General features: G+C 60.9%; 18 protein-coding genes and 1 tRNA gene. 6 read left to right on the top strand and 13 right to left on the bottom strand.

Going from position 1 to position 17,049, the window contains the following annotated elements:
- The first annotated feature begins 23 nt into the window (after nucleotides 1-23).
- Entirely contained in the window at nucleotides 24-485 is a 462-nt protein-coding gene (locus EOB49_RS05005) for a RidA family protein (RefSeq protein ID WP_245472500.1), read from the top strand.
- Between the two features lie 48 nt (nucleotides 486-533).
- Here the strand turns inward: EOB49_RS05005 and EOB49_RS05000 are convergent, their stop codons facing one another.
- On the bottom strand, nucleotides 534-2,243 hold the full coding sequence (locus EOB49_RS05000) for an HAD-IIB family hydrolase (protein ID WP_127272262.1): 1,710 nt from the start codon (nucleotides 2,241-2,243) through the stop codon (nucleotides 534-536).
- 231 nt (nucleotides 2,244-2,474) lie between these two features.
- On the opposite strand from EOB49_RS05000, the gene EOB49_RS04995 reads away from it, so the two are divergent.
- Complete coding sequence (locus tag EOB49_RS04995) at nucleotides 2,475-2,981, top strand: ferritin-like domain-containing protein (protein WP_127320809.1); 507 nt, start codon at nucleotides 2,475-2,477, stop codon at nucleotides 2,979-2,981.
- Between the two features lie 58 nt (nucleotides 2,982-3,039).
- Here EOB49_RS04995 and EOB49_RS04990 read toward each other — a convergent pair whose 3' ends face one another.
- The 4 genes from EOB49_RS04990 to EOB49_RS04980 form a co-directional block, all read right to left on the bottom strand.
- Complete coding sequence (locus EOB49_RS04990; RefSeq protein WP_127380336.1) at nucleotides 3,040-3,189, bottom strand: hypothetical protein; 150 nt, start codon at nucleotides 3,187-3,189, stop codon at nucleotides 3,040-3,042.
- A 40-nt stretch (nucleotides 3,190-3,229) separates the two neighbouring features.
- Nucleotides 3,230-4,201 (bottom strand): SDR family oxidoreductase, encoded by a 972-nt coding sequence (locus EOB49_RS04985; protein WP_127380335.1) that lies wholly within the window; start codon nucleotides 4,199-4,201, stop codon nucleotides 3,230-3,232.
- A 36-nt stretch (nucleotides 4,202-4,237) separates the two neighbouring features.
- Nucleotides 4,238-4,372 (bottom strand): hypothetical protein, encoded by a 135-nt coding sequence (locus EOB49_RS38600; protein WP_281060553.1) that lies wholly within the window; start codon nucleotides 4,370-4,372, stop codon nucleotides 4,238-4,240.
- Nucleotides 4,373-4,503: 131 nt separating this feature from the next.
- Entirely contained in the window at nucleotides 4,504-5,199 is a 696-nt protein-coding gene (locus EOB49_RS04980) for a TetR/AcrR family transcriptional regulator C-terminal domain-containing protein (protein WP_127380334.1), read from the bottom strand.
- A gap of 192 nt (nucleotides 5,200-5,391) precedes the next feature.
- On the opposite strand from EOB49_RS04980, the gene EOB49_RS04975 reads away from it, so the two are divergent.
- Nucleotides 5,392-5,874, top strand: a complete 483-nt coding sequence (locus EOB49_RS04975; protein ID WP_164781593.1) for a RidA family protein — start codon at nucleotides 5,392-5,394, stop codon at nucleotides 5,872-5,874.
- Nucleotides 5,875-5,988: 114 nt separating this feature from the next.
- Here the strand turns inward: EOB49_RS04975 and EOB49_RS04970 are convergent, their stop codons facing one another.
- Entirely contained in the window at nucleotides 5,989-6,675 is a 687-nt protein-coding gene (locus EOB49_RS04970; RefSeq protein WP_127320803.1) for an RNA methyltransferase, read from the bottom strand.
- 312 nt (nucleotides 6,676-6,987) lie between these two features.
- Between EOB49_RS04970 and EOB49_RS04965 the strand changes: the two genes are divergently transcribed.
- On the top strand, nucleotides 6,988-7,632 hold the full coding sequence (locus EOB49_RS04965) for a GNAT family N-acetyltransferase (protein ID WP_245472496.1): 645 nt from the start codon (nucleotides 6,988-6,990) through the stop codon (nucleotides 7,630-7,632).
- Between the two features lie 13 nt (nucleotides 7,633-7,645).
- Here the strand turns inward: EOB49_RS04965 and EOB49_RS04960 are convergent, their stop codons facing one another.
- The 7 genes from EOB49_RS04960 to EOB49_RS04930 form a co-directional block, all read right to left on the bottom strand.
- Nucleotides 7,646-8,464, bottom strand: a complete 819-nt coding sequence (locus EOB49_RS04960) for an MBL fold metallo-hydrolase (RefSeq protein ID WP_127380331.1) — start codon at nucleotides 8,462-8,464, stop codon at nucleotides 7,646-7,648.
- Between the two features lie 3 nt (nucleotides 8,465-8,467).
- Complete coding sequence (locus EOB49_RS04955) at nucleotides 8,468-9,262, bottom strand: TatD family hydrolase (protein ID WP_127380330.1); 795 nt, start codon at nucleotides 9,260-9,262, stop codon at nucleotides 8,468-8,470.
- Nucleotides 9,262-10,812: a methionine--tRNA ligase gene (metG, locus tag EOB49_RS04950; protein WP_127380329.1), complete on the bottom strand. Its 1,551-nt coding sequence runs from the start codon at nucleotides 10,810-10,812 to the stop codon at nucleotides 9,262-9,264. Before metG ends, EOB49_RS04955 begins: the two co-directional genes overlap by 1 nt.
- 141 nt (nucleotides 10,813-10,953) lie before the next feature.
- Nucleotides 10,954-12,009 (bottom strand): DNA polymerase III subunit delta', encoded by a 1,056-nt coding sequence (locus EOB49_RS04945; protein ID WP_127380328.1) that lies wholly within the window; start codon nucleotides 12,007-12,009, stop codon nucleotides 10,954-10,956.
- Nucleotides 12,006-12,680 (bottom strand): dTMP kinase, encoded by a 675-nt coding sequence (gene tmk / locus EOB49_RS04940; protein WP_164781592.1) that lies wholly within the window; start codon nucleotides 12,678-12,680, stop codon nucleotides 12,006-12,008. The genes EOB49_RS04945 and tmk overlap by 4 nt, the downstream gene beginning before the upstream one ends.
- Nucleotides 12,681-12,820: 140 nt before the next feature.
- Nucleotides 12,821-13,984 (bottom strand): D-alanyl-D-alanine carboxypeptidase family protein, encoded by a 1,164-nt coding sequence (locus tag EOB49_RS04935; RefSeq protein WP_206526088.1) that lies wholly within the window; start codon nucleotides 13,982-13,984, stop codon nucleotides 12,821-12,823.
- Between the two features lie 103 nt (nucleotides 13,985-14,087).
- A complete protein-coding gene (locus tag EOB49_RS04930) occupies nucleotides 14,088-15,320 on the bottom strand; it encodes a septal ring lytic transglycosylase RlpA family protein (RefSeq protein ID WP_127380325.1) in 1,233 nt (410 codons plus the stop codon).
- A 371-nt stretch (nucleotides 15,321-15,691) separates the two neighbouring features.
- On the opposite strand from EOB49_RS04930, the gene EOB49_RS04925 reads away from it, so the two are divergent.
- The gene (locus EOB49_RS04925; protein ID WP_236383389.1) at nucleotides 15,692-16,033 is read left to right on the top strand and encodes a hypothetical protein; all 342 of its coding nucleotides are present in this window, start codon (nucleotides 15,692-15,694) and stop codon (nucleotides 16,031-16,033) included.
- 467 nt (nucleotides 16,034-16,500) lie between these two features.
- Nucleotides 16,501-16,590 (top strand) — tRNA-Ser (locus EOB49_RS04920).
- The last annotated feature ends 459 nt before the right edge of the window (nucleotides 16,591-17,049 follow it).

The following is a 17,049-nucleotide window of genomic DNA, read 5'->3' as shown; positions in this document are numbered from 1 at the left end:
CGACCGAGAGCTCTGGACGGAGCATGGAACTCGTAACCCATAGGAAATTCAAAAACGGCAGGTTGATGCCGTGGGGAAAAAGCACGGTCGTCACCGGAGCAAAGGGATTGGTCTACCTCTGCGGAAATACGGCAACCGCCGAAAAATTACGATCCTGCCGGAAAGAGAGGAGGGGGCTTCCCTGGCGATGCGGCGGCACAGTGGCGCGCAATTTTGGCGAACATCAAATCAGATCTGGAAGAACTCGGCAGCGCGCTCGACTATCTCATCCGGCTGACCTTCTTCATCAAGGGGCCATTTCCCGATGGCGGCGTTCTAAGTTCACCCAATTTCGTCTCGACGTACTGGACGAGTTCTTTGCCGAGCATTGCCCGAGCACTGCAGCCATAACAACCCGCCGCCCTCGGAGGGTGATCGGGGTTGCAGCGCTTGCGCAAGCCGACATCGTCGTTGAAATTGTCGCGGTGGCGGCGTTGTCCGACTGAAAAAGTTTTCGCATGCAGCGATAGCTTAATCGCCTTGGCTCTCGAGTGTCACTCCGGGGCTGTGGCCGGAGCCGTGTAACGGCGGCGTACAGCGTCAAGCACCCGCTTGCGGCTATCCTGCGCCGACAGGGTCTTGTCCTCTTCCGCCTCGGCGGTTTCGCGCGCCAGGTCCTTGTCCCTGATCTGATGCCGGAACCATTTGGAATAGTCGCCGGTGCGCAAATGAAACTCCCAGGTCTTGTCGTCTATCCCCTCGGCGATCTGAGCGAAGATCATCAGATTGTGAGCCCTGAGGTTCATCGCATTGTCAGGGCCATGGAAATAGAAGCTGCCGGCTTCGTCGAGTTGGCCTTCGGCATATTTCCGGCTGTGCCGCTTGAGTGACTGACGTGGTTCAACCACCTTGACCGTCTTGACTTTCTTGCCCGACTGCGGCCGCCAGAACAGCACGCGCGCGCCTTTGGGCGTTGGAATGTCCTTTGGCGGCTCAATGCCAGTTTCCTTGCAGAAGACCTTCACCACGTCCTTCGCCTTGGGGCCAAGCGCAATGATGGCTGTGACAAGGCGCAAGGCGTCTGTCGAGATCGCCTCGGGGTGAACGGTGATCAGGATTGTGCCCGGCAATTCCAATGACAGGACCGCCCGCGTATCGTCGCGCCGCTTGGGCAGAAGATGGTGCGCTTCATCGATGACGAGCCAGTGCGGTCTCGCGGTGCGCCGGCGGAAACTGCTCAGGCCAGGCAGCAGGTCGGCAAAGAAATCCGGCCTCTCGTCGACGCGCAGGGCCAATCCATTGACGACAATGTTGCTGTCGGCCTTGGCGATCAGATCCAGCACCTGCGCCTTTGTCGGCGCGCTTGAGCCGTCTCCCAGGCGAACGGCGCCTTCGAGGCCGTCATAGTCGCCTTCGGGATCGAAGACGCAGAACTGAAAACCACTTTCGACGAAGCGTTCCGTCAGCGCGGTGGCCAAGGTGGATTTGCCAATGCCGGAACTCCCGGCAATGAGGATCGTGTCGCTCGGCGACAGGTAGACATCATCGCCGCCAGACGATCCAAGAACGATGCCGTCATGGCGCTTCGGCACTATCGCGTGATCACGCTTTATCAGCTTTGCGATTAATTGCTCCACGCCCTTGCCGCGGGCGCCACGCATGACCAGGTCGGCTGTATCCTTGACCGCCGGAATTGCATTGTCGACGGCGGCGCTGCAGCCACAGGCCTGCAGGAACGCGTGGTCGTTCTCGGCATCGCCGACGCCGACGACGTTGTGCGGCGAAAGTCGAAGGTCCTGAAGGGCCGCAGCGAGCCCGGTGGCTTTGTTGATGCCGCTCGGCAGGATCATCACCGCGCCCTTGTTGAAGATGATTTCCAGTTCGAGACCCATCTTCTTGATGATATCGAGCACGGTCGCCTGATGAGGTTCCCAAGTCGCGACGATCGATCGCCCGACCGAAAGCGGCTTGACGCCCTGCCGCTTCAATCTGGCGACGAATTTGGGCTCGGGCGATGGGGCGATCACCCGTTCTTCCTCGCTGGCCGGCGTGTAGATCATCGCGCCATTCTCAGCGACGACCTTGTCGAAGAGGCTAAGCTCGGGAAAGACGCGCTTGAGATCGGGCAGTTCACGCCCGGTGACGAGAACCAGCTTGCGGCCGCTTTTCTTGAACCGCTCAAGCGCGGCGAGCGTCTTCTTGGCGACGATCCCATCATGAGCCAGCGTGCCGTCATAGTCTGCCGCCAATGCAATGAAATACATTCCGCCGACCCTTCTCGTTCCGGTTGCCCTGCGGCTAGAACGTGTGATCGAGACAAAGGCTCCCCACCGACCGGATCGCAGGTCTGGAGAAGGGGCGGTTCGCCCTCGGAAATCAGGAACTCCTTCGGTGCCGGTACGTTGACCAGACAAGCCGGGAACCGTCCCGTCTTTGCTGGCGGCGTGCAAACCCCGTCGCCGAAATCCACACCGAGCGCAATGAAAGGTAAGGCCATGGGCTTCTTTTCGAAGGACATCAAGACACTCGACGATCTCTTCGTGCACACGCTGCGCGACATCTATTACGCCGAAAAGCAGATCGAGAAGGCGCTGCCGAAGATGATCGACAAGGCGACCGACCCGCAATTGAAAGCCGGATTTGAAAAACACCTCGACCAGACCAGAGGCCATATAGAGCGCGTCGAACAGGTGTTTGAATTGCATGGCGTCAAGGCCAAGGAGGTCAACTGTCCGGCAATCGACGGTATTCTCGAGGAGGCCGACGATGTGAGCGGTGACGTCGATGACAAGGAGGTTCTCGACGCGGCGCTGATTGCTTCGGCGCAGGCCGTCGAACACTATGAGATGACCCGCTACGGCACGCTCATCGCCTGGGCCAAGCAACTCGGCCGCACGGACTGCGCCAATGTTCTGGCCAAGAACCTGAAGGAAGAACAGGCGACCGATCGCAAGCTCACCGAAATGGCGGAAAGCAAGATCAACCTGCAGGCAGCCGAGTAAGGCTGCCATCCGGCCGGCTGATAACTCGGCCGGCCGGATTACCTAGGTTTCCACTCCGTCAGTGAGACGGGTCGACGCCCAGGGCCGCTGATTGCTTGCGCAGCGCCTCATCGTCATCCTGCGGCGCATGCCGAGCAGATCCTGCAGTTTCCGTGTAGATGCGGTACGCTACACAAGCGAGCGCCACCATGAAAAGCAGACGGCCCATCCATCCTACTCCTTGGTTACGGATTTCGTTTCGGCCATACTCAGTACCCTCCGACGACGGGCAAGATCTCGCCGGTGATGTAGCTCGAGCAATGCGGCGAGGCGAGGAACACATAGGCCGGCGCGAGTTCTTCCGGTTGCGCGGGTCGTTTCATTGGCGTGTCCGCGCCGAATTTCGAGACGTCGTCGGCTTCCTTGTCCGACGGATTGAGCGGCGTCCACACCGGACCCGGTGCGACCGCATTCACCCTTATGCCCTTGCCGATGAGATTGCCCGACAGGGCTCGCGTGAAGGCATGGATGCCGCCCTTGGTCATCGAATAGTCGACCAGTTGTTTTGAACCGTCGATACCGGTTACCGAACCGGTGTTGATGATCGCCGAACCGGGCTTCATGTGCGGCACCGCTTCCTGCGCCATATGAAAATAGCCGTAAAGATTGGTCTTCAGCGTCGTGTCGAAATGTTCTTCGGTCAACTCGCCGAAATCGTTGGAATGGATCTGGAAAGCAGCGTTGTTAACCAGCACGTCGATGCGACCGAATTTTTCAACGGTCTCCATGACCGCCTTGTGGCAGTGGCTGCGTTCGCTGACATCGGCCTTGACCAGGATGCAGCGTCGTCCCTCCTTTTCCACCGCTGATTTGGTCTCTTCAGCGTCCTTGTCCTCGGCCAGATAGACGATCGCGACGTCGGCGCCCTCGCGGGCGAACAATACCGCCACCGAGCGGCCGATTCCGGAATCGCCGCCCGTGATGAGTGCTACCTTTTGGTCGAGTTTTTTCGATCCGAGATAGTACGGCGCATCGTACAGCGGCTCCGGCTCTAGCGCCCATTCGTGCCCCGGTTTGGGCTGATGTTGCTCGGGGAAGGGGGGCTCGGGATATTCACGGGCGCCAGCCTGCATGGCGCCTTGCTGCTTCCCATTGCCTTTCGATTTGTCCTTGGCATCGACGCCACGTTGGATATGGCGCTGCTTGGCCGCTTCACCGGCTATTTCCGACTTCATCTGCATGATCGTCTCCTTGGCTTGGAGAGGAAACAACGCATGTCAGGCAAAAAGGTTTGCGCAAAGATCGAGAGATTCCGGCCAGCGTTTGGCAATGCGTAACAACGACATCGCCAGTTGCACCAATTCAGCTGCAATGCAGCCGCGCCAGCCACAGCGGCCGATGGGATCGAGCACCCGGGCTTGCCCGTTGCCTGTGCCGCCTTGGCGGCGAGCCAAATGTGATGATGTGGACTGGGAGCTATTGCGTCAAACTGGCGTGCGCAAAGCAGCGCCATCCGGTCTGCTCCGGGCGGAGCCGCCGGAATCTATCTTGCCGAGAGGCCATCGAGCAGGAAGTCCAGGCCTTTTCGGAAAGTGCCGTCCCAATCGTTGTCCAACAGCAGACGAGAGCGTTCGATTGTCGGATAGTGTTCGCTGAGATGTGTAAGACGCTGCTGTGCGGCTGCCCTGTCTTCTTCCGAGAGGTCGAAGCTTGCCCGGGTGAGGGTGGCGCCCATCACATAATTCCAGAGCGACCATATCGCGGCGTTGAGATCCGCGTCCACAACACCGGCTCTGGACAAGGTCTTGCTCAGCATTTCCAGGCGACTGAGAATGTTCGGGCCAAGCGCCCGTCGCGGCAACAGCGATGCCGACCAAGGATGGCGCAACATTCTGGCGCGCCAGTCTTCGAGCATATGAACGACGTCTCCGCGCCAGTCTCGAGAGACAACCATGTCGGGCGGTCCGCGATATTCGAGCACCGAGTCGAGCGCCAGATCAAAGACATCCTCTTTGTTGTCGACATGCCAATACAGGCTCATCACACCCGAGCCGAGGCGATCGGCCAGCCGACGCATTGTCAATCCGTCTATGCCCTGGGCGTCCAGCAGTTCCACGGCGATCGCCACGATACGCTCTCGAGACAGCGGCGGCTCGCTGCTCGCTTCCTGCATGGGCTGTAGCGAGACGCTTAGCCTTTGAGCCCCTTTGCTCCGGGCGCCGCTGCGTTTGGCTACCATCCGTCGTCCTCGCTTTTTCAGAACATCGATTTTGACCGGCAACACAACGAATGTCTATCTGGAACGATTGACTCGTACGACGTACTAAACGATGTCTCGTACATCGCACGATTCACGTGGCGATTTGGTTAAAGTTCAATCTGCAGGCGCCAGGGTAGGTTGCTCGCAGCCTGCGGAGCCAAGCGAAAAACCATGTCACGCACAATCAAGCATCTGCTTATCGGAGGGCTAATCGTCATGACCATTGCAGTTCCCGCTGCGTCGCCGGCGAACGAGTTCAAGCTGACCATCATCAATCCACAGACTCTCTACGACCCGTCGCCGAATGGCTACAGCACCGCGGTGATCGCACCGCGCGGAGCTCGGATTGCCTACATCTCCGGGCAGGGCGGCCAGGACAGCATGGGCGCCTTGTCGCCCGATTTCGCTGTCCAGGTTAAGCAGGCCTACGCAAACTTGCGTGCCGCGCTTGAGGGGATCGGCGCCAGGCCGAACCAGGTCGCCAAGCTCACGGTCTTCGTGGTCGACCACGACATGTCCAAGCTCGAGGTGTTGACCGAGAACGTCAAGGACATGTTCGGCGCGGCGTTGCCGGCGCAGACGCTGGTTCCGGTTCCCAAGCTTGCTATCGACCCCATGCTTTTCGAGGTGGAAGCCGTGGTCATTCTGGAGTAGGGGCGAGATCGCCCCACAAACTGAAACGGGTCGAGCGCGCCGCCGACAGCCGCACATCCGGAGCCATTATACGGAAGTAGAGCCGGCCAACGGTCGGTTGAGATTCGCGTCAGCTCAGGTCTGTCCTTCGGTTTCGCTCGAAGCAAAGCCGCCAATTTCGCGACGCATTACAGTAGGTAGTGGCTCAGCGCGTTTTCCCTTCCGGCTACCGCGGCGGTATTTGCTCTGATACTCGCGTCGCTGTTTCGCGATTTCGTAGAGTACGATACCCGAACTGGTTCCGAGGTTTAGGCTCTCGATCATCCCGAACATTGGAATTGCTACGCACATCTCGCTGCGCTCGACCGCGAGGGTGCTGATGCCCCGTTTCTCATTGCCGAACCAGACAGCGAGTTTGGTGTGCTGGGTATAATCGCCCTCGTGCAGGAAAACGCTGGTCTTTCCCTTTATATGCGGCGAGGTGACGACGGACACAAAGCCATGTTTTTCCAGATGGCTGAGGCAGGCGTCAGTGCTGTCGAATCGTTTCACAAACGTCCATTTGACGGCTGATACAGACGTTTCCGAAAGCGATTTCCGTTGGCGCATTTGCTGCCAGTCATCAGGAAGTGCTTTGCGTGGATCGACGATATAGACTCTTTCAACGCCGAGGGCATTTGCGTTTCGAATTACCGTTCCGATGTTCCTGATATCATTCGGATCTTCGACAACGGCTACCAAGTTCTTGCAGCGAAACGATTTGACCGCAGCCGCACGCTTGCGAACCGATACTCTGGGTTTCTGAGCCTCAAGGGTTTCCATGAGAGAGGTTCTTACCAGAGGCGCATCTGAATCCAAGGCCCGTGGCGACTCTATCGCCGCCACATCAGGAAGTCGCATAAGATAGATTATGGAACTAACGCATGGGCCAGGAACTGTAAATTACCGCTGATTCTCATAGGCTTGAGCGTTCGTGGCGTATTGCCTTGAGCGGATGGCCAACGCTAGGCTGTCGAAATGAAGATGGCAAACAGCGAGATCGAAGCGGCGATTGAAGTGTTCGTGCAAGGCTTCAGCGCCGACAGAAGCCGCACCTTTCCTTACGTGGCCAGCCGTGTTGGGCCGTTGTGGCTGATGCGCGACGCCGAGCGCAAGAATCCTCGCGATTACCGCGGCGAAGAATGGGTCGTCCATGACGTCGCCGCTCAAGAGGCCGATGCCATCGTGCGGCAGCATGCACGGCCGGGCTTTGCCATTTCCGTTATGATCGCGCACGAGGATCCGGACGGGCCGACACGAACCGCCTACAAAGCTCTCGGCTACCGGCTGCTTCGGACCGAAGGCTTTTTTGTCCACCGATTGCGCCGGATTCCCAGCCCGCCGGCGGTTGCTTCGATCGAACGCGTGCAGACAGCCGAACGGGCGGCGCAGTTGGGAAAGATCATCCGCAGGCAGCCGATCCCAGACGATTTGCTCGGCGACAGCGCGCCATTCCGTCAGTATGTGGCAGTCGATGGCGCCGATATCGTTGGGCGCGTACGCAGCGTTCATGCCGTGGGAGCCACATGGTGTTCGAGCGTGTATGTCGAGCCGTCGCACCGGCGTCGCGGCATTGGCCAGGCTTTGATGTCGAGAATGTTGCACGACGATCGGGCTTTTGGGTCGAGATACTCGGCGCTGGCTGCAACCCACGTCGGGGCGCTGCTTTATCCCCGGATGGGCTACGAGCGGATCGGAACGCTGCTGATATTTGCGTCAAGGAGCCGGAAGACCGTATGAGGGTTTATTCGCATCATGCTGATTCGTAAGGGATTTCAATCGCCATCCCATCATAGGCCGGCTCGACGTTGGCGGGTGTCTCGTTCATCACCGTGGCGTAGTCGAGCGGAACATGCATATGCGTCAGCACGGCGTGTCTTGGCGCCAGCCGCTCGATCCAATCAAGCGCTTCGCCAAGGGACAGGTGACTAGGATGCGTCCGGTATTGCAGCGCGTCGATGATCAGCACGTCGAGGGCGCGCAGCCGTTCGGCGGTGGGGTCCGGAAAGTCGCTGATGTCGGGGCAATAGGCGAGACCGCCGATGCGGAAACCGAGCGATACGATGTCGCCGTGGATCTGCGGCAGCGGCTCGAGGGTGAGGGTACCCCCCTCTCCTTCGATGACCACCGGCCTGGTGTGGTCGATGAGATGCGGCCTGACGATCGGCGGATAGGAACTGCCTTGCGGCGTCTCGAAACAGTATCCGAACGCTTCCCGCAGCCGAAGCATCGTCGCCCTGTCGGCATGAACGTCGATCAGTTGGCGCTGATCGAGAACGAAGCCGCGCAGATCGTCGATGCCATGGATATGGTCGGCATGCGGGTGGGTATAGACGACCGAATCGATACGTTTAACGCCGGCCAGCAGCATCTGCTGCCGAAAATCCGGCCCCGTGTCGATGACCACAGTCGTGCGGCCGCCATTCGACGCGATCCGCTCGACGAGTGCGGCGGCACGCGTGCGCCGGTTCTTCGGGTTGTCGGGGTCGCAATTGCCCCAGTCGCCGGTGATGCGCGGCGTACCTGGCGACGAGCCGCAGCCGAGAATGGTGAGGCGCAGCCGGTCGGTCATCGTTCAGGCGCTTTGCTCTACAGGCCGCGGCATCTTGCCGAACAGCCGGAAGAAATTATCCGTCGTCAGATCGGCGATTTCAGCTTCGCTGACGCCGATGGTTTCGGCCAGCACCTTGGCGGTATGGGCGACATAGGCGGGCTCGTTGCGTTTGCCGCGAAACGGCACGGGCGCCAGGTAGGGCGCGTCGGTTTCGACCAGCAGGCGGTCATGCGGCACATCGGCGGCAATGGCGCGCAACTCAGCCGAATTCTTGAAGGTCAGGATACCCGAGAACGACACGTAGCCGCCGAGAGCGACGCCAATTTCGGCGAGCCGATGTCCGGAAGAAAAGCAATGCAGGATGAAGGGGAAGGCGCCCTTCCCCGTTTCGGCCTCAAGAATATCAGCCATATCTGCATCGGCATCGCGCGAATGGATGACCAGCGGCAGCCCCGTTTCGCGTGCGGCGGCGATGTGATTGCGAAAGCCTTGTGCCTGCGCATCGCGTGGCGCCTTGTCGTAGAAATAGTCGAGACCGGCCTCGCCGATCGCCACCACTTTCGGGTGGGCGGCCAGCCGCACGAGATCGGCAGATGTTACGTCCAGCTCTTCCGCGGCATTGTGCGGATGGGTGCCGACCGAACAGTATACTTCGTCGAAAGTCTCTGCGATTTCAAGGATTTGCTGAAATCTCTTCACGCGAGTTGAGATCGTCACCATGCGGCCTATACCGGCCGCCTTGGCGCGAGCGACAACAGCAGCCCGCTCCTCGGCGAAATCTGGAAAATCCAGATGGCAGTGGCTGTCGACGAGCATCAGACGTTCGCGTCCGGCTGTTCGACGTAACGTGGAAAAACCCCTTCCGGCACGGGCAACGCGGTGCCCGGCACCAGCGCATGGTCCGCGTGGACATGCGCGAAATCGCGGCTGTCCGCCGGCACCGCCAGCAGATCGAGCAGTTTCGCGGCTGATCCCGGAGTAAAGGGCTGACACAGCACCGCCACGCGGCGCACGACCTCGGCGGTCGTCCACAGCACGGTTTCCATGCGCTCCGGATTGGTCTTCTTCAACGCCCATGGTGCCTCTCCGGCAAAGTAGCGATCGGCTTCCGCCACCACGCCGAAGATCGACGCCAGCGCCAGATGGATGCCCTGCTCGGCCATCGCTTTGCGCGCGGTGTCGAGAGCGGCGACGGCCTGGTCCAGGATCGCGCTGTCGGCATCCGTCAGGTCGCCGCGCTGGGGCACCACGCCGCCGCAGTTCTTGGCGATCATCGACAGCGAGCGCTGGGCCAGATTGCCGAGACCATTGGCAAGGTCGGCATTGGTGCGGTTGACGATCGCGTCATGGCTGTAGCTGCCGTCGTTGCCGAACGGCACCTCGCGCAGGAAGAAGTAGCGCACCTGGTCGAGACCGTAGTGCTCGACCATCGCGAATGGATCCACGACGTTGCCAACCGATTTCGACATCTTCTCGCCGCGGTTGAACAGGAAGCCATGCGCGAAAACGCGCTTTGGCAACTCGATGCCCGCCGACATCAGAAAGGCCGGCCAATAGACCGCATGGAAGCGGACAATGTCCTTGCCGATGATGTGCGTAGCCGGCCAATAGCGCCATTGCTCGGCCTTTGTGTCGGGATAGCCGGCGGCGGTGATGTAGTTGGTCAAGGCGTCGACCCAGACATACATCACATGCTTGTCGTCGCCCGGCACCGGCACGCCCCATTTGAAGGTCGTGCGCGAGATCGACAGATCCTTCAGCCCGGACTTGACGAAGCTGAGCACCTCGTTGCGGCGCTCGGTCGGACCGACAAAGTCGGGCTGGCTCTCATAAAGCGCCAGCAATTTGTCCTGATAGGCGGAAAGCCTGAAGAAGTAGCTTTCTTCCTCGTTCCATTCGACGGGCGATCCAAGCGGTTCGCGACGCACGCCGTCGTCGCCGACGATCGTCTCACCTTCGTCGAAATAGGCTTCCTGGCGAACCGAGTACCAGCCGCTATAGCGGTCGAGATAGATGTCGCCATTGGCGGCCATCGCCTTCCAGATTGCCTGGCAGGATTCGTAGTGGCGCGGTTCCGTCGTGCGGATGTAGTCGTCGTTCGAGCCACCCATCGCCTCGGTCATGGCGCGGAAAATCGCCGAATTGCGGTCGGCCAGCGCCAGCGGCGTTATGCCCTCCTTCTCGGCCGTTTGCTGCATCTTCAGACCGTGTTCGTCGGTACCGGTCAGGAAGAAGACGTCCTTGCCATCCAGGCGCTGGAAGCGCGCCAGGGCATCGGTTGCAATGACCGTATAGGCGTGGCCGATATGCGGCTTGCCGTTCGGATAAAAGATCGGGGTGGTGATGTAGAACTTGTCGCGTGACATGAATGAACCGTCATGAATGTCTGAATGGAAAGGCGTGGCGGTGGATATCGTATCGAGGCAGCATTTGCCATCCCGATGCCAATGCATGCCGCCCAAAAGTGGCCCCGGTTTAAGGGGCAACGGCATGCATCGGGAAAACCGTCACATTCGCATTGCAGAATTCAGGCGGTCGATCATGATCAGGGCGTGCTGCTTCTTGTCGAGATTGTAGGTATCGGTCTCAGATATAGCGTCCAGCGCCTCATGCCAAGTGTCCGACAGCGTTTTGGCCCGTGCGAGATCGCCAGCCAGTGCTGCCTGGCTTGCCGCCTCCGACAACAGGTCCAGCGCCCGGCGGTTGAAGATATCGAACTGGATCGTCTGATCGCGGCCGGCCACGGCTTCGGCGAGGCGAAACGCGCCGCCGACATCGCTCTTTCTGCCGGTGACCAGAGTGTCGAGCGTGGAGGCGATCTCCAGCCCGCCATACTGCGTCAACAGGATCGCGTTGCGGGCGCTGCCCCCTGCCCGCCCGACCAGTGCCGCGCGAGCCGCCGGATCGCCAGGCGGCGCCGGCTCGGTCGTTTCCAGCACCGTCATCAGGTCGTCGGGGTCGAGCGGGTTCAATCGAACCACCTGACAGCGCGACCGGATCGTCGGCAGCAGGCTGCCCGGCGCGTGGACAATCAGGATGAACAGCGTCCGTGCCGGTGGCTCTTCAAGATTTTTCAGCAACGCATTGGCGGCATTGGTGTTCATGTCGTCGGCGGGGTCGACGATGACGACCCGATAGCTGCCGTCGTGCGAGGTCAGCGACAGGAAGCGGCTGACCTTGCGGATCTCATCGACGGTGACGACTGTCTTGAAACTCTTGGTCTTGTCGTTCAGCGGCCGGGTCAGATGCAGCACGGAAGGATGCGCCCCGGTGGCGATCTGGCGGAACAGCGACGACGCCGGATCGGGAGCGGCAAGGCTTTCCGGCGCGTTCGCAAAATCCGGGTGCTTCAACAGATGATGCGCAAGATGGAAGGCGAGCGTCGCCTTGCCGATGCCGACTGGCCCGGAGAAGATCAGCGCATGCGGCAGCTTGCCCGCCCGATAGGCAGCGGTGAGCACGCCCGCAGCCTGGCCGTGCCCGACCAGAAGGGGCGTTTCGGAGGGCTCCGGCACGCCGTCGAGCGTGTCGTGCTGCTCGGGTGCAATGCGCTCGAAGATCATGCCGGCGTTGCCTGCCTGTCGCGTGCCGGCGTTCTCGCCGCCAGTGCCGCGAACACCGCCGCGGTGACGACGTTCTCGACCGCGTCGGGCTCGGCGGCTGCGTCGACGACGATGCAGCGCTCCGGCTCGGCCTTGGCGATCGCCAGAAACGCCTCGCGGCGGGCCTGATGGATCGCCAGCGTCTCCTTTTCGAAGCGGTCGGCGACTGCCTCGGTGCCGCGCCGCAGCGTTGCGCGCCTCAGGCCTTCCGCCGGATCGATGTCGAAGATCAGCGTCATGTCCGGCATCATGCCGTTGATGGCGACCTGCTCCAGCGCATCCATGAACGCCGGATCGATGCCGCCGGTGACGCCCTGGTAGACGCGTGAGGAATCGAGGAAGCGGTCGCAAAGCACGATGGAGCCACGCTCGACCGCCGGCCGGATCACCTGCTCGACATGATCGGACCGCGCGGCGGCGAAAAGCAGCGCTTCCATCTTCGGCCCGAACGGTTCGGCGGCGCCTGAAAGCAATACGTGCCTGACCGCTTCGGCGCCCGGCGAGCCGCCGGGTTCGCGGGTAAGCAGCACATCGTAGTTCTTGGCGCGCATCTTCCTGGCCAGCCGCTCGATCTGCGTCGACTTGCCTGCCCCCTCGCCGCCTTCGAAGGTGATGAAAAAACCGCGTGCCAACCGAGAGGCCTTCTTGTCCATGGCTGAATGGGATTGTAGAGCTCTAGATAGTCCGCGTTCGGCCAAACGTCCATGCCGTCAATTTTTTGCTTTCATGCATGTCGTTCGCCAAAACCATGGCAAGATTTGAGCGACGTGCCTTAGCGCAGCCAGCCGACCGCCAGTTCCTTGACTGCATCGAGGGCGCGCTGCGGCAGCGTGCCGACGCCGATCGATTCGGCGGCGAAAAGCGGCGTCTCCTGGCTCAGCGTATCGCCGATCCAGACGCGCAGCGCGCCCACCGGCTGCCCCTCCTCCACCGGTGCTGCAATCGGGCCGTCATAGACGATCCTGGCCGTCAGCTTGTCGCGATTGGTGATCGGCAGGAAGATGTCGATCGGACCCTTGGCCTTCAGCATCACCCCGGGCTTGGCGCCGCCAAAAACCTGGGCTTCTCCAACCACTTCGTCCCTGGCGAAGATTTCGGTCTTCTCGAACGAGCGGACACCCCAGTCGAGCAGCTTTCGCGCCTCTTCGGCACGCTCCTTGTCCGAGGCCAGCCCGCTCATCGCCGCGATCACCCGTGTGCCGTTGTGACTGACCGTACCGACGATGCCGAAGCCGGCTGCCTCGCTCGCACCGACCGCCAGGCCGTCGGCGCCGATGTCCATCGCCAGCAGCGGATTGCGGTTCCTCTGCGAGATCTTGTTCCAGGTAAAATCCTTCTGGCCGTAGTAGCGGTAGAAATCCGGATAATCACGCCACAGGTGCAGGGCGAGCTGCGCCAGCTCGCGCACGGTCGTCTGTTGGCCATCCGCCGGCAGGCCGGTCGAATTGACGAAAGTCGACGTCTTGAGGCCGATCTGGCGGGCCCGTTCGGTCATCTGCGCGGCAAAATTGTCCTCGGATCCCGACATGCCTTCGGCGATGATGATGCAGCCGTCATTGGCCGCCTGCACGATCACGCCCTGAATCAGGTCTTCGAGCCGGATCGACGACTTGAGCTTCGCGAACATCGTCGATGTTCCCGAAGGCGCGCCACCCTTGCGCCAGGCGTTTTCGCTGACGACGAACGTATCGTCGAGCTTCAGGCGACCGGACTTGATGGCGTTGAAAACCACTTCCATGGTCATCAGCTTGGCCATCGAGGCCGGCGGTATCGGCTTGTCGGCATCCTTGGAAAACAGCACTGTCCCGGTCTCGGCGTCGATCATGAAGGCCTGTGCGGCCTTGGTCTCGAACAGCTGCGCACCGGCCGGAGCCTGGAAAAACAGCAGCAGGCCAAAAACCAGAAGCCCGGCGAGCGGGAGCAAGCGAAATTGCATGATGTTCGACCCGTTGGCCGGCACCGCCGGCAAGCCCGCAAAAAGTATCGGGCTTTTTGCACGGCGGATCAACCGCGTAGCGGAAATCCGGCCTGGCTTGTGCTCAGTTGCGCACAGCCAGCGCATCGGGAGCGCCATGCGACCAGGCAGCCTGCAACATCTCGTCCAGATTGCGGTGGCCATCGGGATAGAGATTGACCGAATACCAATCCTCGCCGTCGAGTTCCGAACGCTGGATCTCGATCTTGCCGAAGGCGGCAAGCTGAGCGGCAATACGCTTTGCTTCTCCGGCATCCTCGAACGAACCGGCAGCGACGTAGTCGGTGGATGTACCGGCCGGTGGCGGCTGCCGCTTCCACGATTGAAGCACGTCGGCCGGCGACCTGCCGTCGCCACCCAGCGCAGCGAAGGCATTTGAGGCGCGTTCGACCCGTTCGTCGGCGTAGGACAGCGAGGCCACGGCAAACGGTGATTGCGGCGGCAGATTGATCTGCGGGCGTTCCGGCACGATGGGCCCGAAATCGGGAAGCGCCAGATCGCCATAAGCCGACGGCTGCGCCGACATGGCCGGCTGGACAGAACCGGAATCGGTCAACTGGCCCGGAAACGGCACGGCGGCGCTGCCCGCAGGCAGGCTTGGCGACGGCCCGTTCATAGCGACCATGACGCCGGTCGGCAGTCCGTCCGACGGGTCGGGCACTCTGTTGCCGGGATGGTAGGAAGCCATCAGATATTGGTCGTCATCACCGTCAAGCGGCGCGCGGCCGACATACTCGACCTTCACCTGAGCGGTGCCGGTGTTGGCATAGTCAAGCATCTGGGCAGCGCGCTCCGACACATCGATGATGCGGCCTTCGTGATATGGGCCGCGATCGTTGACGCGAACGATGACCGAACTGCCGGTCTTGAGATTGGTGACACGGGCATAGCTTGGCAGCGGCATGGTCGGGTGCGCTGCGGTCAGGTGGGTCATGTCGTAGACTTCGCCATTGGCGGTAAGCCGGCCATGGAAGGCGTCGCCATACCAGGAGGCCAGGCCGACCTTGGCGTAGCGCTTGTCTTCCTTCGGGTAATACCACTTGCCGCGGACCTGATAGGGTTTGCCGAGCTGATCCCTGCCGCCGCCACGTTGGATGCGCCCATTCTGGGAGATCACACGCGGGCTTGCCTTCACGCCATATTCGGATTCGGCGAAATATTCCTTGGAGCGGGTCTTCTTGTAGACCATCGCTTTCGGCTCGGGCTGCGACGCACAAGCCGCCAGCAAGGCGGCCGACATGGCGAACAACGCGACTGTAGCAGCGCGACGAAGACGCGGTTCCGTCACAGCCTGCATTTTCCTGATGTCCCCTTCAGTCTTGACCTGGACGTCGTATCCAACCGTCGAAGAAGCCGAAACACTCACCGACCAATACCAGCGACGCCTTTGAACCCCGATCCTTTGTGCGCAGGAATTGCTTATCACGGTATTAACCGATTGTGGCTGCAACCGGGCAAGATTGTGGCGTCTCCACCACGAGAGCCCTCTGAAAAGTAACGATTTTCGCGCTTCCACGCGAGATATGTGATGCCCTCTGCCACAGAGAGCCTGGCTTCGCTCCTGCCGGCGATACCTGCCCGTTGACAGGCTTTGTCGGGCAGCGGACCGACAGTCCGGAACAAAGAAATGCGCCGCTAGTTTCATCCGCAGGGCACTCGAACAGAAGGATGAGCATGATGAAAATGGCTTCATTGACAATCGCGATCGCAATGTCACTTTCTGCCGGGTCTGCGATCGCCGCATGCCCGGACAAGTCGGCTTCCAATGCCGGGACGGATGCCGAGCAGACCGCCGGCATTTCGAAAGATGGAACTCACGCGCCCTTAGAGGCCCCGAAAGCCACGGACAGCGCGGGCAAGCCAACCGCCAAGGATGGCGCCACAATGCCATTGGCGGGCGCTGAAGGCGGCGGCGACAAGAATCTCGCAACCTCGCAGCAGGACATTGAGGCGCAGCAGCATGGTGACAAGGCCGCGGCGGCAAAGGCCGATGAAAGCTGCAAAGACTGAGGACCGCTCAGGCCGGAGCCAAATTGCAGCTTCGGCCTTCCTCACCAGCAGCTGTTCCCTTGGCGAACTAAATTTTTGGGGAAATACCGCAGCCGTCCCAAGAGGTTGGCCCTGTGGGGATTAACCCGTCCGCCCGGTTGCTTGATGGGTTCCGGTCGATAGCCGGATTGCGCCCTTGCCTGGCCCCCTGCATGCAAGCACTGCAGCGCCTCACATCTCGGGCAACGCCCGCGGCGGGCTCTCTTCTTCATGCACCATTGGACCGCGCTAGTCCCGGTGCTCGATCCCGACACGCTCAGAGTCTGCCCAGGAAAGCAGGAACCGACGCAGCGGTGGTTGACGCAGCCCTCAATGCCGCTTTACAGGAATGAGGCGTGAACCAGCCGGGAGCGCCTTCGGTGCCAATCCGGTGCCAACAGGCCAAACGAGCTGGCCTCGCGCTACCCTAGTGGTTGAAGAATCACGATGGAGGAATGGCCGAGCGGTTTAAGGCACCGGTCTTGAAAACCGGCGTGGGTGCAAGCTCACCGTGGGTTCGAATCCCACTTCCTCCGCCAGACGTCGAAGGTCCGTTCCGGAGACATGGGTAGCAGTTTGTACCTAAGACATGATGACAACCGCGTGCTTGACGGGTTGTCGATTGGTTGCAAGGTCCTCTGTTCCAGTCGATATATCCGAACTGCGAGTCATCGTCTCGATCAGAGCGCCCGGTTGCGTCAGGCTCACTTTGAAGTTCGGATGGATGACTGTTATTTCCTCTCGGGAGCGCTCCGCCGAACATCTCCATGGTCCTTTCAATGAGGCGATAGATAGTCAGGCTGCGCCGGCTGCAGTTGCGGTCAATGGCTGGAGGAAGTGATCGTTGATGACACCGGCCGCCCCTGCATTCAGGCATGGGCGGCCGTCTTGTGGAGCGGGATGGCGCGGCTCGATAAGCAGCCAGCCTGTTGGCGCTGGATCGCTCCAGCTTTCGTTACCTTCCCCAGTTCAGCCCGCGGCGCTCGGCACCGGCGTGT

It is taken from the genome of Mesorhizobium sp. M7A.F.Ca.MR.148.00.0.0 (assembly GCF_003997735.1).
Taxonomy (GTDB): Bacteria; Pseudomonadota; Alphaproteobacteria; order Rhizobiales; family Rhizobiaceae; genus Mesorhizobium.
This window is presented reverse-complemented; position numbering and strand designations above follow the sequence as displayed.

Coding starts and splice junctions, on each gene's coding strand:
- EOB49_RS05005 (WP_245472500.1), top strand. CDS start 24: ATGGAACTCGTAACCCATAGGAAATTCAAAAACGGCAGGTTGATGCCG.
- EOB49_RS05000 (WP_127272262.1), bottom strand. CDS start 2,243: ATGTATTTCATTGCATTGGCGGCAGACTATGACGGCACGCTGGCTCAT.
- EOB49_RS04995 (WP_127320809.1), top strand. CDS start 2,475: ATGGGCTTCTTTTCGAAGGACATCAAGACACTCGACGATCTCTTCGTG.
- EOB49_RS04990 (WP_127380336.1), bottom strand. CDS start 3,189: ATGGGCCGTCTGCTTTTCATGGTGGCGCTCGCTTGTGTAGCGTACCGC.
- EOB49_RS04985 (WP_127380335.1), bottom strand. CDS start 4,201: ATGCAGATGAAGTCGGAAATAGCCGGTGAAGCGGCCAAGCAGCGCCAT.
- EOB49_RS04980 (WP_127380334.1), bottom strand. CDS start 5,199: ATGGTAGCCAAACGCAGCGGCGCCCGGAGCAAAGGGGCTCAAAGGCTA.
- EOB49_RS04975 (WP_164781593.1), top strand. CDS start 5,392: ATGTCACGCACAATCAAGCATCTGCTTATCGGAGGGCTAATCGTCATG.
- EOB49_RS04970 (WP_127320803.1), bottom strand. CDS start 6,675: ATGGAAACCCTTGAGGCTCAGAAACCCAGAGTATCGGTTCGCAAGCGT.
- EOB49_RS04965 (WP_245472496.1), top strand. CDS start 6,988: ATGCGCGACGCCGAGCGCAAGAATCCTCGCGATTACCGCGGCGAAGAA.
- EOB49_RS04960 (WP_127380331.1), bottom strand. CDS start 8,464: ATGACCGACCGGCTGCGCCTCACCATTCTCGGCTGCGGCTCGTCGCCA.
- EOB49_RS04955 (WP_127380330.1), bottom strand. CDS start 9,262: ATGCTCGTCGACAGCCACTGCCATCTGGATTTTCCAGATTTCGCCGAG.
- metG (WP_127380329.1), bottom strand. CDS start 10,812: ATGTCACGCGACAAGTTCTACATCACCACCCCGATCTTTTATCCGAAC.
- EOB49_RS04945 (WP_127380328.1), bottom strand. CDS start 12,009: ATGATCTTCGAGCGCATTGCACCCGAGCAGCACGACACGCTCGACGGC.
- EOB49_RS04935 (WP_206526088.1), bottom strand. CDS start 13,984: ATGCAATTTCGCTTGCTCCCGCTCGCCGGGCTTCTGGTTTTTGGCCTG.
- EOB49_RS04930 (WP_127380325.1), bottom strand. CDS start 15,320: ATGCAGGCTGTGACGGAACCGCGTCTTCGTCGCGCTGCTACAGTCGCG.
- EOB49_RS04925 (WP_236383389.1), top strand. CDS start 15,692: ATGAGCATGATGAAAATGGCTTCATTGACAATCGCGATCGCAATGTCA.